At 61.3% G+C, this 14,132-nt stretch carries 14 protein-coding genes; 11 read left to right on the forward strand and 3 right to left on the reverse strand.

Going from position 1 to position 14,132, the window contains the following annotated elements:
- Window positions 1-65 precede the first annotated feature (65 nt).
- Window positions 66-554 (reverse strand): pilus assembly protein N-terminal domain-containing protein, encoded by a 489-nt coding sequence (locus OIM99_RS00655; RefSeq protein WP_311848355.1) that lies wholly within the window; start codon window positions 552-554, stop codon window positions 66-68.
- A 330-nt stretch (window positions 555-884) separates the two neighbouring features.
- Between OIM99_RS00655 and OIM99_RS00660 the strand changes: the two genes are divergently transcribed.
- From OIM99_RS00660 to OIM99_RS00695, 8 genes are all read left to right on the forward strand, one after another.
- The gene (locus tag OIM99_RS00660) at window positions 885-1,391 is read left to right on the forward strand and encodes a prepilin peptidase (protein ID WP_311848356.1); all 507 of its coding nucleotides are present in this window, start codon (window positions 885-887) and stop codon (window positions 1,389-1,391) included.
- 116 nt (window positions 1,392-1,507) lie between these two features.
- On the forward strand, window positions 1,508-2,293 hold the full coding sequence (cpaB, locus tag OIM99_RS00665; RefSeq protein ID WP_311848357.1) for a Flp pilus assembly protein CpaB: 786 nt from the start codon (window positions 1,508-1,510) through the stop codon (window positions 2,291-2,293).
- Between the two features lie 41 nt (window positions 2,294-2,334).
- Window positions 2,335-3,804: a type II and III secretion system protein family protein gene (locus OIM99_RS00670; RefSeq protein ID WP_311848358.1), complete on the forward strand. Its 1,470-nt coding sequence runs from the start codon at window positions 2,335-2,337 to the stop codon at window positions 3,802-3,804.
- Window positions 3,805-3,839: 35 nt separating this feature from the next.
- Complete coding sequence (locus OIM99_RS00675) at window positions 3,840-4,580, forward strand: CpaD family pilus assembly protein (protein ID WP_311848359.1); 741 nt, start codon at window positions 3,840-3,842, stop codon at window positions 4,578-4,580.
- Window positions 4,580-5,848, forward strand: a complete 1,269-nt coding sequence (locus OIM99_RS00680; RefSeq protein ID WP_311848360.1) for a CpaE family protein — start codon at window positions 4,580-4,582, stop codon at window positions 5,846-5,848. The genes OIM99_RS00675 and OIM99_RS00680 overlap by 1 nt, the downstream gene beginning before the upstream one ends.
- A gap of 41 nt (window positions 5,849-5,889) precedes the next feature.
- Window positions 5,890-7,335: a CpaF family protein gene (locus OIM99_RS00685; protein WP_311848361.1), complete on the forward strand. Its 1,446-nt coding sequence runs from the start codon at window positions 5,890-5,892 to the stop codon at window positions 7,333-7,335.
- Window positions 7,335-8,315, forward strand: a complete 981-nt coding sequence (locus tag OIM99_RS00690; RefSeq protein ID WP_311848362.1) for a type II secretion system F family protein — start codon at window positions 7,335-7,337, stop codon at window positions 8,313-8,315. Before OIM99_RS00685 ends, OIM99_RS00690 begins: the two co-directional genes overlap by 1 nt.
- Window positions 8,316-8,326: 11 nt before the next feature.
- Entirely contained in the window at window positions 8,327-9,301 is a 975-nt protein-coding gene (locus OIM99_RS00695; RefSeq protein WP_311848363.1) for a type II secretion system F family protein, read from the forward strand.
- A 66-nt stretch (window positions 9,302-9,367) separates the two neighbouring features.
- On the opposite strand, the gene OIM99_RS00700 is transcribed toward OIM99_RS00695, so the two are convergent.
- Entirely contained in the window at window positions 9,368-10,297 is a 930-nt protein-coding gene (locus tag OIM99_RS00700; protein ID WP_311848365.1) for a tetratricopeptide repeat protein, read from the reverse strand.
- A 110-nt stretch (window positions 10,298-10,407) separates the two neighbouring features.
- Between OIM99_RS00700 and OIM99_RS00705 the strand changes: the two genes are divergently transcribed.
- From OIM99_RS00705 to OIM99_RS00715, 3 genes are all read left to right on the forward strand, one after another.
- The gene (locus OIM99_RS00705; protein WP_311848366.1) at window positions 10,408-11,817 is read left to right on the forward strand and encodes a leucyl aminopeptidase family protein; all 1,410 of its coding nucleotides are present in this window, start codon (window positions 10,408-10,410) and stop codon (window positions 11,815-11,817) included.
- A 92-nt stretch (window positions 11,818-11,909) separates the two neighbouring features.
- Window positions 11,910-12,269 carry a MarR family transcriptional regulator gene (locus OIM99_RS00710; protein ID WP_311848367.1) on the forward strand — a complete coding sequence of 120 codons (360 nt, stop codon included), beginning with the start codon at window positions 11,910-11,912 and terminating at the stop codon, window positions 12,267-12,269.
- Window positions 12,266-13,147, forward strand: a complete 882-nt coding sequence (locus OIM99_RS00715; protein WP_311848368.1) for an NlpC/P60 family protein — start codon at window positions 12,266-12,268, stop codon at window positions 13,145-13,147. Before OIM99_RS00710 ends, OIM99_RS00715 begins: the two co-directional genes overlap by 4 nt.
- Here the strand turns inward: OIM99_RS00715 and OIM99_RS00720 are convergent.
- Window positions 13,134-13,883 carry a purine-nucleoside phosphorylase gene (locus OIM99_RS00720; protein WP_311848369.1) on the reverse strand — a complete coding sequence of 250 codons (750 nt, stop codon included), beginning with the start codon at window positions 13,881-13,883 and terminating at the stop codon, window positions 13,134-13,136. The genes OIM99_RS00715 and OIM99_RS00720 overlap by 14 nt on opposite strands.
- Between the last annotated feature and the right edge of the window lie 249 nt (window positions 13,884-14,132).

Genomic DNA, 14,132 nt, shown 5'->3' on the forward strand with positions numbered 1-14,132 from the left:
TCGCAGCCGCTTTCCCAAACCCTTCATGTGCACGGGAAAGCCGGCGGTGGACTTTAACGTTTTGTTTACTTCTTGCCGCCCGGCGATGCGGTGGAGAGACGTTGCTGTGCTTGGCCCGAGGCTTCGGCCATGAACTTCGAATCATCGCCAAGGGTGACCGTAGGATTGCAGATCGGCGAACAATTGTAAGTTTCCCGTTGCAGACCGCGCTGCACCACGAGGCCGCCGCCCCCAGCCGGATTGATCACCACCACCGTCGACTCGCCGACCGACTTTCCGTCCACATCAAGCGCGATCAGATTGGTCCTGCCGAAGCTTTTACCAGTCAAAATCATTTGGTTATTGCGCTTCAACATCGACACGTCGGCGATGGCAGGATTGCCAAGAATGATCGTCGATGTATTGGGCGGCAGCAGCAGGACTTTCGCCTCATCAAGGACGACCGTGATCTGCTCGGCGGCTTTGGCCGGGGCAGCCGCGCAAACGGCAAGAACCGCGGCGATCGTCAGGCATCTCAGTCCCGACGGCAGGACGGCTCTTATCGAAACAGGCATTGTCCGCTCTCGTGGAAGGGGAATATTTCCAAGACATTACAAATGAAAATGGTGAAGGAACGATAAAGACCTGGAGCAAATCACGTTTCGGTAGAAACGTGATTTTGCTTAGATTCTCTTATTTTGGACGCGTCTTCATGGCGCTCGACTAGATCGAGCTGTGAAACGCCATGGGAGCTTGGTGCGACCTCGGATCGCTCTCATTGAGAGAATTGCCCGCTGATTTCCCTCGCCCCGGGCTTGGATCACATGTGTGCCGCCATCACCGGCAGGTTAAGCTCTCGTCAATCCTGTCGATTTACCTTGCCGCTTTAACCGACGGGTTCCTCCATGATCGATATTGCCGCACTGCTCATATTTCCCCTGGCGATGACCTATGCGGCTTTCTCCGATCTGTTCACGATGACCATCTCGAACTGGATCTCGCTGCTGCTGGTGGTCGCTTATCTCATTCTCGCCTTTGCGCTTGGCCTCTCCTGGCAGGACATGGCCTGGGCCTTCGCCTGCGGCGCACTGGTTCTCATCATCACTTTCGGCATGTTCTGTGCCGGCTGGATGGGTGGCGGCGACGCAAAACTCGCGGCCGCATCGGCGATCTGGCTTGGATGGGCGCATATTATGAACTACGGCCTCGTCGCCTCCGTGTTCGGCGCCGTGCTGACGCTGGCCATCATCGCGATCCGTCGCTGGCCACTGCCGGCTTTCCTCACCCGCTACGATTGGGTCCTGCGCCTGCACGACCAGCGGGAAGGCATCCCTTACGGCATCGCACTCGCCCTGGCTGGCCTGTACATCTATCCGCAATCGCAGATCTGGCTCGCGACGAGCAATATGTAACCGTTCGGGACAGCCGATCAGTACATATGGATACAACCAGTTAACCTTAATTTGACGTTTCCTTGTTTGTATTCAGTCGGTCCCGGACTCGGTGGGGCCGTACGGATCAGACAATCATGAACGTTGCTCGTCTCGCAGTTCTCGGCGTCGCGCTCGCGGCCGGTGGCGTGGCCGCCATGTTGATGGGCGGGCAAAAGAGCGTGCCCACCATCATCCAGGCACCGCCGCCTCCGCCGCAGATCGAAACCGACGAGGTCCTTGTCAGCAGCAAGGAAATGCCGATGGGCACGGTTATCGCCGAAGGTGATCTCACCTGGGCGGTGTGGCCGAAGTCGTCCATCAGCGAAGGCGCTATCCGCAAGTCGGCCGATCCGAACAGCATCACCGACCTGAAAGGTGCCGTCGCCCGATCCAGTTTCCTGCAAGGCGAGCCGATCCGTCGCGAGAAGGTCGTCAAAGCTGCGAATGCCGGTTTTCTGTCCGCCATTCTCTCGACCGGCCAACGCGCCGTCGCAATCAACATCGACGCGACGGGTGCCACTTCCGCCGGTGGCTTCATCCTGCCCAATGATCGGGTCGATATCGTGCGTATTGTCCGCGATGAACAGGGCGGCGATGCCTATACCAGCGAAACGATCTTGAAGAACATGCGCGTTCTGGCCATTGGCCAGAACATCCAGGAGAAGAACGGCGAAAAGGTCGTCGTCGGCTCCAACGCAACCTTGGAAGTTTCGCAAGCCCAGGCGGAAAAGCTCATCCTGGCCCAGCGGGTCGGGCAGCTCTCGCTGGTGCTGCGCTCGATGTTTGACGCCAGCAAAACCGAAGACGAATCCGACAATCGGGACGACGGCGGCCTGACGATCGTCCGCTTCGGCATCCCCAGCACTGTGAGCAAAAAATGAAGCCGATTGTCTCTGAAGCCGTGGGCATGCGGAGTAGGTTCATGACATTCGGTCTTTCCAAGCACGGGTCACGCGCGGCCCTTCTCGGCGCGGCGCTGCTCGGCACTTGTGGGCTATTGCCGCAGGGCACGATGGCCCAGACCATTCAATCGCAAGCCATCGAGAACGAAGGTGTGGTGGCGCGCCGCCTCAATCTTGGTGTCGGCAAATCGATCATTCTCGACCTGCCGCGGGATGCGTCGGAAATCTTCGTCGCCAACCCGAAAGTGGCCAATGCGATCGTTCGCTCGGCGCGCAAACTCTATATCATCGCCGCGGAAGGCGGCCAGACGTCGATCTTCGCCATGGACGCGCAAGGCCGGCAAATCGCGGTCATCGAAATTTCGGTGGGGCGCGATGTCGGCGAGCTGCAGCGCATTCTGCGCACCGCCATCCCCACGGCCAATATCACCGCACGCACGGTCGATGAGACCATCATTCTGACCGGCGAAGTCGATTCCGCCGGTGACGCGCAGAAGGCCATGGATATCGCCAACGGCTTTCTGGGCAGCGGTCAGGCGGTGGCGAATGCCGCCACTGCGGCATCCGGTGTCGGCGGTGGCGGCAAGCTCATCAACTCTCTGGCAATCCGCGGGCGCGACCAAGTGATGCTGAAAGTCAGCGTCGCCGAAATCCAGCGCCAGGTGATGAAGCAATTGGGCGTCAGCACGGCAACAGCCAACGGAAGCTGGGGCAATTTTTCGATGACCAATCCCTTCGGCCTGCAAAGCTTCAACCAAAACGGAGTGACGCTCGGCAAATTGGCCACCAGCAATGCGATTGGGGCGCAGTTGCAAGCCTATGAACGCTACGGCGTCGCCCGCGTGCTTGCCGAACCCACGGTGACGGCCATCTCTGGCGAAACGGCGAAATTCACGGCCGGCGGCGAAATACCCGTTCCGCAGAGCCAGACTTGTACGCCCACCACCACGGGCACGACGCTGTGTACGACCGGCATCTCCTTCAAAAATTACGGCGTAACGCTCAACTTCACGCCGGTCGTGCTGGCGGAGGGACGCATTCTGCTGCGTGTCGCCACGGAAGTGACCGAAGTCGATCCGACCCAATCCTATGCCTTTAACGGCATCAGCGTTCCGGGCTTCCGCACGCGCAAGAATGAAACCAGCGTCGAACTGCCCTCCGGCGGTTCGATCGCTTCGGCGGGTCTGCTGCAATCCACCAGCATGCAGATCATCAACGGCCTGCCTGGGCTCATGAACCTGCCGGTGCTTGGCAGCCTGTTTCGCTCGCGCGACTACCAGCGGCGCGAGACCGAGCTGATGATCATCGTCACGCCCTATATCGCCAAGGTCAGCAATCCGAACGATCTGAAGCGGCCAGACGAAGGCTATGCCGACGCGAGCGATCCGCAAAGCTGGTTCCTGGGCCGCGTCAATCGGCTGTATTCGACCACGTCCAACCCGCAGGCCATCAAAGGTTTCAGAGGCAGTTTCGGCTTCATCGCGGACTGAGTGCTCACCGCTTTTCTTGTATGGGACAGAGATTCATGTTGCCTACCTTCCCTCCGGGCCAGCTTGTATCGCGATCCGTCGCCGGCTGTCTCCTCGTTGCCACCATGGCGGCATCCCTGGCGGGATGCGCCACACCCGATCGACTTGCGACGGCGACCGCCTATCCCGAAGATTTCCGCGCCCGCTATCCGATCGTGCTGACGGAATCGCCGACCGCGCTCGACATTTTTCCGTCGGCGCGTGGGCTCGATAAAAGCAACGTGCAACGTATCCGCTCCTTCGCCGCCGATTACCTCGTCAACGGCCAAGGCCCGATCGTCATTCAAATGCCGAACAACGGGGGCGGCGGCTATTCTATCGGACGCTCGGCCGTCGATCAGATCCGCCAGCAACTGCACGCCTCCGGCGTCAAGGGATATGTGCAGGTCGGCACCTATCTCCCCAACGATCCCGTGCAAGCTTCCCCCATTCGCCTGAGCTACGTCGGCCTCAATGCCCGCACCGCACGACCCTGCGGCGAGTGGCCCCGTGATCTGGCTTCGGGTAGCAGCATGGAAGGCTGGGAAAACAAGGCCTACTGGAACTTCGGTTGCGCAACGCAGTCCAATTTTGCCAAGCAGGTGGCTGATCCGCGCGATCTCGCAGCACCGCGCGGCGAAACGCCGGGTGACGTTTCCATGCGGACACGCGCCATCGGCAGGGTGCGAATGGGCGACGATCCTTCCGTCAAATGGCAGGTGCGCAACAGTTCCATCGGTTCGGCAGGAGGCAATTAATGGACGCCGACGGTACGCTCGACGCTTTCGGCGATCAGACGGAGGCCACGCAGGGGCAGATCGCCCCTGTGCCACGCGTCTCGATCCAGGCGTTTTGCGAAATGCCCGACACCGCCGATACGATCACCGCGTCGATGAACGATCGACGCATGTTGAAGGCGCATGTGAAGATCCACATGGGCGGGGCGGCCGCCGCCATCGAAGCCTATCGCACCGCGCCGACCCCCAACGTCATCGTCATCGAATGCAATCAGCCGCGCCATGTGCTGCTGTCGCATCTCGATGAGCTCGCCGACTATTGCGATGCCGGAACGCGCGTCGTCGTCATCGGCCGTTCCAACGATATCAGTCTCTATCGCGAACTGATGGGACGCGGGGTCAGCGAATATATCGTCTCGCCTTTCGAGGTGCTGTCGTTCGTTCGCATCATTTCCGATCTTTATTCGTCGGTGGGCGCCACGCCCGTTGGCCGGCTTCTGGCTGTTACGGGCGTCAAAGGCGGTGTCGGCGCCTCCAGCATCGCCCATAACGTGGCCTGGGCCATTTCGCGCGAATTCGATTCATCGACGGTTCTCGTCGACATGGATCTGGGCTTCGGAACGGCCGGCCTCGATTTCAATCAGGATCCGCCACAAGGCATTGCCGAAATCGTCTTCGCGCCGGAGCGCCTGGACGCCAATTTCGTCGATCGCTTGCTGTCGAAATGCACCGAAAACCTCAGCCTGCTGGCGGCGCCCGCGACCCTGGAGCGCAACTACGATCTTCAGGAGCATGCCTTCGACGGCCTGATCGACATATTGCGTTCGACGATTCCCAATATCGTCCTCGACGTCCCGCACATCTGGACGGCCTGGAGCCGGCGCATTCTGGTTTCCGCCGACGAAATCCTCGTCGTCGCCTCGCCCGATCTCGCCAGCCTGCGCAATACGAAAAGCCTGCTCGATACTTTGCGGGCCGCCCGTCCGAACGATACGCCCCCTAAACTGGTGATGAATTTCGTCGGCGTGCCGAAACGGCCGGAAATTTCCGTGGCCGACTTCGCCAAGGCCATCGACCTCGAGCCACTGAGCAGCATTGCGTTCGATCCGAAATTGTTCGGGACCGCCGCCAATAACGGCCAGATGATCGCCGAGATCGATTCCTCCCATAATGTGACCGGCACAATCGAGGAAATCGCACGGATTCTGACCGGAAGGGCAGAAATGAAGCTGACGAAGAAACGATTCTCTAACCCGCTCAGTGCCCTTCTGGCACGCAAGCGGTCCTAACGGCGGCCTCTCCGCCCGCGTTGAAGAGCAAGGCGTAAACGATGTTCGGCAAGCGATCATCCACTGGAACGGCAGCGCCGGTGCGCGCGATCCCCGAGGCCAAGCCCGCGGCGGCAGCGCCGCGCCCCTCGCGCACGCCCATGCCCGCCGCCATGCCGAGCGTCGAAACCGCGCCGGTGCAGACCGAGGTTCGCCGGTCGGAGGAGTATTATCTTACCAAAAGCATGATCTTCGGCGCACTGATCGAAGCCATCGATCTGTCGCAGCTTTCCAAACTCGATGCCGAGAGCGCGCGCGAAGAAATTCGCGACATCGTCAACGAGATCATCTCCATCAAGAACATCGTCATGTCGATTTCCGAGCAGGAAGATCTGCTCGACGACATTTGTAACGACGTTCTTGGCTATGGCCCCCTTGAGCCGCTGCTCGGCCGCGACGACATCGCCGACATCATGGTGAACGGAGCCACCAGCACCTATATCGAAGTGGGCGGCAAGATTCAGCTCACCAGCATTCGCTTCCGCGACAATGCGCAATTAATGAATATCTGCCAGCGTATCGTCAGCCAGGTGGGCCGGCGTGTCGATGAAGCCTCGCCCATCTGCGACGCTCGTCTGCCTGACGGCTCCCGCGTCAACGTCATCGCTCCGCCTCTGGCCCTGGACGGCCCGGCCCTGACGATCCGCAAATTCCGCAAGGACAAACTCACCCTCGACCAGCTCACGCGCTACGGCTCGATCTCGCCGGAAGGCGCCGAAATCCTCAAGATCATCGGCCGCGTCCGCTGCAACGTGCTGATCTCCGGCGGTACGGGCTCCGGCAAGACGACGCTTCTCAACTGCCTGACCAATTACATCGATGCCGACGAGCGCGTGGTCACCTGCGAGGACGCGGCGGAACTGCAACTGCAGCAGCCCCATGTGGTGCGGCTGGAAACCCGCCCGCCCAATCTCGAAGGCAATGGCGCCGTTCATATGCGCGATCTGGTGCGCAACTGTCTGCGTATGCGCCCTGAACGCATCATCGTCGGCGAAGTCCGCGGACCCGAAGCCTTCGACCTGTTGCAGGCGATGAACACCGGTCACGATGGCTCGATGGGCACGTTGCACGCTAACTCTCCGCGCGAAGCGCTCGGACGTCTCGAATCGATGATCACCATGGGCGGCTTTTCCCTGCCGGCGCGGACGATCCGCGACATGATCGTGTCTTCGGTCGACGTGATCATCCAGGCAGCCCGCCTGCGCGACGGTTCACGCCGCATCACCCACATCACCGAAGTGCTCGGCATGGAAGGCGAAGTGATCATCACCCAGGACCTCTTTGTCTACGACATCGTCGGCGAGGATGCCGCCGGACGTCTCCTGGGACGGCATCGCTCGACCGGCATCGGCCGACCGCGCTTCTGGGATCGCGCCCGCTATTTCGGCGAAGAACAACGCCTCGCCGCCGCCCTCGACGCATCCGATACCGGCGAGGCCACCGCGTGATGGATCAGACAACGCTCATAGTTCCGGGCCTGGTGCTGTTGGCCGCCGGCTGTGTCTTCTACGCACTGGTCTATCCCTATCTGTCCGGCAGCATCAAAGCCGAGCGGCGCCAGCGCAGTTTGACGACCAAGGGTCGTGGTGGCCAAGCGAGTAACGAGCGCAACACGGATATCGCGGCTCGGCGGCAAAAAATCGCCGAAAGCCTTAAGGAACTGGAAGAAAAGTCCACCCGCAAAAAGGCGGCACTGGAAGACCGCATCGCCCAGGCCGGCTTGGATTGGTCAAAAAGCAAATTCTACATGATCTCGGCCATCATTGGCATCATCTTTGGCGCCGGGTCGTTCCTTCTGACGGGCAATCCCTTCTATGGCCTCGCCTGCCTGATCATCGGCGGGCTCGGCTTGCCAAACTGGTTTATCAACTACAAGCGCAAGCGGCGCATCAACAAATTCATCGACGAATTTCCCAATGCCATCGATGTCATCATTCGCGGCGTCAAGGCAGGCTTGCCGCTTGCCGATTGTCTGCGCGTGATCGCATCGGAAGCCGCCGAGCCGGTGCGCGGCGAATTCCGCTATATTGTCGAAACGCAAAGCGTCGGCATGCCCCTCGGTGAAGCGATTGAGAAACTTGCCGTGCGCGTGCCTGTGCCCGAAGCCAATTTCTTCGCGCTTGTGATCGGCATTCAGCAAAAGTCAGGCGGTAATCTTTCTGAAGCGCTCGGAAATCTGTCCCGCGTCTTGCGCGATCGGAAAAAGATGAAAGCGAAGATCAAGGCCGTTTCCGCCGAAGCCAAGGCGTCCGCCAGCATTATCGCCTCTTTGCCCTTCGCCGTCGGCGGCCTCGTTTATGCGACCGCGCCTGGTTACATCTCTCTGCTGTGGACCAATCCCACTGGGCGCATCGTCATGGGTGTTTGTGCGCTTTGGATGCTCGTCGGCGTGCTGTCGATGCGCAAAATGATCAACTTCGATATGTAGGTGCGGCGAGGATGATCGGCACCATCGTGGAGAGACTCAATGATCCGCAGGTCTTGTTGACCTTGGTGATCGCGGTCGCCTGCGCCGCTGCCGTCATCACGATCGGCTTGCCGCTACTTGAAACCGATACGCTCAATCGCCGCATGAAAGCCGTCGGTACCGAACGCGAGCGCATTCGCGCGCGCGAGCGCGAGCGCATGAAGAACAGCCAAAAGGTCACTCTTCGGCAGCAGCCGAAGGCCTACATGAAGCAGATTGTCGACCAGTTCAATCTGTCGAAATGGCTGGGCACCGACAGCGCCAAAGAGCAGATGGCCATGGCAGGCTTTCGCGGCCCGCAAGCGGAAACCGCCTTCCTGTTCTTCCGTCTCGTCGCGCCGCTCCTGACCTTCTTTCTCACGCTGATCTACGTGTTCTTGATCATCAATTGGGAAGCGCCGCCGATCATCAAGCTCGGCGCAGCCCTTGCCATGGCCTATATCGGCATCAAGGGACCCGAACTTTACATCAGGAACACGATTCAGAAGCGCCAGCAGTCGATGCGCCGCGCGTTCCCCGACGCGCTCGATTTGCTGCTGATCTGCGTCGAATCAGGATCGTCGATCGAACAAGCCTTTCGGCGCGTATCGCAGGAAATCGGTGTGCAGAGCGTGCCGCTGGCCGAGGAATTCACTCTGGCGACCGCGGAACTTTCCTATCTGCAAGACAGGCGTGTCGCTTTTGACAATCTCGGCAAGCGCACCGGCCTTGAATCGATCCAGCAGATCGTCACCGTGCTCATTCAATCGGAAAAGTATGGCACGCCGCTCGGACAAGCCCTGCGGGTCGTCTCACAGGAAAGCCGTGAGAGCCGCATGACGGAAGCGGAAAAGAAAGCCGCCGCCCTGCCGCCGAAACTGACCGTGCCGATGATCCTGTTCTTTCTGCCGGTTCTGTTCGCCGTCATCATGACGCCGGCGATCATTCAGATCATGGCGATCCAATAAGCCGAACCTGAAGCAAATCACGTTTCGGTATAGCCCGAGATGATCGCGCTTGCGGCTTCGCCGCCGTCAACGCGACGGCAGGTCGAGCGCTGAAAGCTGCGGATCGGGGCTGACAGGGGAACGCTGCGGCTGGCGCGAACGCACCGTGGGCTTGCCCTGGGGCTTGCGATCATAGTTTTGAATATCGCGCCAGGTATTGGACTGGGCGATCATCTGGCGGATCTGCGCAATATTGGTCGCAGCTTCCTGCGGTGACAGCACCTGCCGCTCGACCTCTTCGGCTTCGGTGAACTTGCCCTGCAGGGCCAGGATGAGCGCGAGATTCTGGCGCACGCGGCCGTCGGCGCGCGGGTTGGCCGACGCCCGCCGCAGCGTATCCTCGGCCAACGGGAGCTGGCGGGTAAGCGCATAGGACAAGCCGAGATTGGACATGACCGAGGGCTCTTCCGGCGCGATCTGCAAGGCAGCCCGATAATAGTTCTGCGCGGCCTGATGCTCGCCGAGCTTATCGGCGACAGAGCCCTGCGCCGAATAGATCGACCAGTTCGGCCGCTCCGGCGTATGCGCCTTTTCGAGGATGCTGGCGGCTTCCTGCAGACGCCCGACATCGGACAGGGATTTGCCGTAGGCGCCCAGGACATCCAGGTCGTTGGGCATGGCGGCGGCCGCCCGCTGCAGAACGGCGGTGGCTTGTTCCGCCTGGCCCGTGGCACGAAGCGCGCGGGCATAGCGCAGCGCCGTGCCCTTGTCGTTGGGCGCAGCATCGTAACGGCGCCCGAGATCTTCCGCATAACGGCGCATGGCCATGGGATCGTTGGGTGTCGGTTCGCTGCTGCGGGTGATCGATCCGGTGACGTCTGATATTTTCTGGCAACCGGCCAACAGGGTTCCGGCCGCCAGCACCGTCGCGATCGTCAGGACATGGGCCGAGACTTGGGCGCTGACGGTCTGTTTCAAGGCGCGGATCATAACCGCGGTTTGGACGGGAACATTCATACCAAACTCGCCATCTGGGGTTGCTTCGGGCCGTCAAAGAGGCATCAATAAAGCGTTAACCCTAATGAGGTGTTAACGTCCCAGACCTCTCCACCGCATGGGAATCAAGAATGCCCACTCTGTTTGCTGCCGCCTCGCCGAAATCGATTCCCGTCTGGTTCGTGACGACCGAGACCTGGAAAGGCCTGCAAGGAGATTTGCCCAAGGAGGCGGTCGCCTTTGCCGCCGCCAGCGGTTTCTCGCCGACGCCAGGCCGTCATCTGGTCTGCCCCGGCCCCTCGGGTGCGATCGGCTGCGTGCTGTTTGGCGTCGAAGCCTTCGACAAGCCGGGCCGCGACGGACTGGCGCCCGGTCGCCTGGCGAGCCTGCTGCCGCCCGGCGACTATCATTTTGCCAATGCGCCCGGAGCCACGGCGCAGAGCAGCGAACAGGCAGCCTTGTCCTGGGGTCTTTCGTCCTATCGTTTCGGCCGCTACGGTAAAAACGGCCAGCCCTTCGCGCGGCTGGTGCCGCCGGCCCAGTCGGACGCCTCAGGCCTTGCCCGCACGGTAGCGGCGATCCACGCAGCCCGCGATCTGATCAATACGCCGACCAACGACATGGGGCCGAGCGCGCTCGAGGCGGCGGCACGGCAGGTTGCTACCCGCCACAAGGCGAAAGTGCGGGTCATCAAGGGTGACGCCTTGCTACGGCAGAATTTTCCGCTGATCCATGCGGTCGGTCGCGCCTCCGATGATCCACCGCGTCTGGTCGACATCACTTGGGGACCGGCCCGCGCGCCGAAAATCACGCTCGTCGGCAAAGGCGTTTGCTTCGATACCGGCGGCCTCGACATCAAACCGTCGAGCGCCATGCTCTTGATGAAGAAGGACATGGCGGGCGCGGCCACGGCGCTGGCGCTCGGGGAGATGATCATGGGCGCCAAGCTCGACGTGCGCCTGCGTGTGCTGCTGCCGATCGTCGAGAATTCCATCTCCGGCAATGCCTTCCGCCCGGGTGACGTCTACAAGAGCCGCAAGGGACTGACGGTCGAGATCGGCAATACGGATGCCGAAGGGCGTTTGATCCTGTGCGATGCACTGGCGCTCGCCTGCGAGGAAAAACCGCAAGTGCTGTTCGACTTCGCCACGTTGACGGGCGCCGCCCGAGTGGCGCTCGGCCCCGATCTGCCGCCGTTCTACTGCAATGATGACGCGCTGGCCGACGCGATCACCACGACGGCTTTCGCGGAACAAGATCCGGTGTGGCGTCTGCCGCTGTGGGACGCTTACGATACGATGCTCGACAGCAAGATCGCCTCGCTCAACAATGTGTCGAGCGGCCCATTCGCCGGTTCCATCACCGCCGCGCTTTATCTGCGCCGCTTCATCGAAACCGGCATCTCCTGGGCGCATTTCGATATTTATGGCTGGACACCTTCGACCAAGCCTGGCCGGCCGGAAGGTGGCGAGCCGCAGACGGCACGTATGCTGTTCGCCTTGCTCAAGGCACGCTACGGCAATCCGCGCCGAAAAAACTGACCGGCGCAGCACCCCTCACCCAGGGACTGCTTCGGTCTTGACTTGCTTTCGCTCCGGTCTGATATGATCCGGAGCCGAAACGGTTATTGGTGATGTCATCTGCCTTGAAAGCTTCTCAATCGTTGCAGCTTCTGCACGACGTTTCGCTCGGCTTCGCGCTCGAATGCCGGCCGGACGGCGCGCCTGACTTCACGTTGCGTCAATTGACCGTGCTGCTGACCGTCTATCTCGAGCCGCCGCCGCATACGGTGCGCGGCCTCGCCGCCAAGCTCGATGTGACCAAACCGGTAATCACGCGCGCACTCGACAGTCTCGGCAAGATCGGGCTTGTCAGTCGCCGCCGTGATCCGGCCGATGGGCGCAACGTCATCGTACAGCGCACCGTCAAGGGTGCGCTTTATGTGGAATCGATCGGCGATCTCGTCATCCGCAAAATGCAGGCTCTGCGATGAGTGACGCGCGTTGGACCTTGCCCGCGGGATTCGATCGACGCACGACGCCGGCGCGCGCCGATCTTGCGGCACAGAGCCTGCGTGATCGCATCAGCAGCGCCCGTTATACGCAGGGACGGCCGATGCGTGTCGGTGTCGAAGCCGAAGCATTACGGGCATCGCCTTCATCCGAGACAGCCTTGGACACGCAAGCGCTCTTCGGCGAAGAGGTCACGGTCTACGACGAAAGCCAGGGCTGGGCCTGGGTGCAACTCAAAGCCGACCACTATGTCGGCTATCTGCCAGCCACGGCTCTGCTCTCTCCCGTTCAAGCCACCCACCGGGTCAGCGTGCCGCGCACGCTGGTTTATCCCATGGCCGACATCAAACGGCCGATCGTGATGGCATTGCCCATGCAGGCCCGCATCGCCGTTGCGCGTGGGACGGAGAAGTTCGTCGAGGTGGCAGGCTTGGGCTATATCTGGCGCGATCATGTCGCGACGCTGACCGACACGGAAACGGATTTCATCGCCGTCGCCCGCCGCTTTCTACAGGCGCCCTATCTGTGGGGCGGCAAAACATCTGACGGCATCGATTGCTCAGGTCTTGTGCAGGTTTCCCTGCAGGCCTGCGGCTTTTCCTGCCCGCGCGACAGCGACATGATTGCCCGCGATCTCGGCACGGCGGCCACGACCCAGGCAGACGGTGCCGATTGCCAGCGCGGCGATGTCATCTGCTGGAAAGGGCATGTCGGCTTCGTCAGCGATCAAGGGCACCTGTTGCACGCCAATGGTCATCACATGCAAGTGATCGAAGAGCCCTTGGGCGGCGCCGTCGCCCGCATCCGCGCCAGCGGCGGCGGCGAAATCACCGCCGTGCGGCGGCTCAAGCTTCCTTGACGCGCAGGAAGGCCCGCCACAGACGGCGCATGGAAATCACGCCTTGCAAACAGCCGGCGCGAAAACTGGCATGGGTGGGGTTGCCGTTCTGAAACCCGGCGCTGAAGCCGGCCACGGCGCCAAGCGCCAGAACGCGCAGGCCGATGCGACGCGCCACGATCAATTCGGGAATGAACGAATGGCCGATCACGTCCGCGCCGAGGCTGCGGGCGACGCGGGCTTCCGCCGGCGTGGCGAATACGGGGCCTGGAAACCACATTTGCACCGCATCCTGAAACGTCACGCCCGCGCTCACGGTGGCGCGCCGTAGGCGCCGCTGCAGGCGCCCGTCATAGGCCTCGGCCAGCGACATATAGCCTCCGGCGCTGGCAGCGCCGATCAGCGGATTGAGCCCGCTGAGATTGATGTGATCGACGATATTGACGAGATGCCCGGTCAGGAAATCCGCCTTCACCGACGTCACGCCATTGGCCATGATCAGGACCGTGCAGCCAAGCAAGGTGAGGGTTTCGAAGGGAAAGGCCATGGCGTTGAGATCGCCCGTATCGGCATAGGTGCCATAACCGGACAAGCAGGCAATGCGCGCGCCTTCCAGCGTGCCGATCGTCAACGTGCCGTCGTTGCTGGCATCATCCGCGGCAGCAGGAAAGCCGGGCAAATCGCGGAAATGGAGCGTCACGGCATCCTGAATGCCTTCGAGCAGGCCTTCCATGCCACGGTCGAGCAATATTGCCATCGTCAGCGGCTCCGACCCGCCGATGTCCCTAATCCGATCGGCTGCCGCCTCTAGCTTGCCGTCCACGCCCCGCCCCCAAAGTGCAAATAGTCGGAAAATGGTGCTCGCAGGCTCGGATGCCCGCCGCGAAGCGACTCGTGGCAATCGACTTGGGAGCACCATCCGAATACAGCGAAATACCACAATCGCCAATTAGGAATGCAAATAGGAATGATTGTTGCCTTGCCCCAGGCGGCAGACCTGTCAAAC

Origin of the sequence: Methylocella sp. CPCC 101449, assembly GCF_031921685.1 — a bacterium.
Classification (GTDB): Bacteria; Pseudomonadota; Alphaproteobacteria; order Rhizobiales; family Beijerinckiaceae; genus Terripilifer.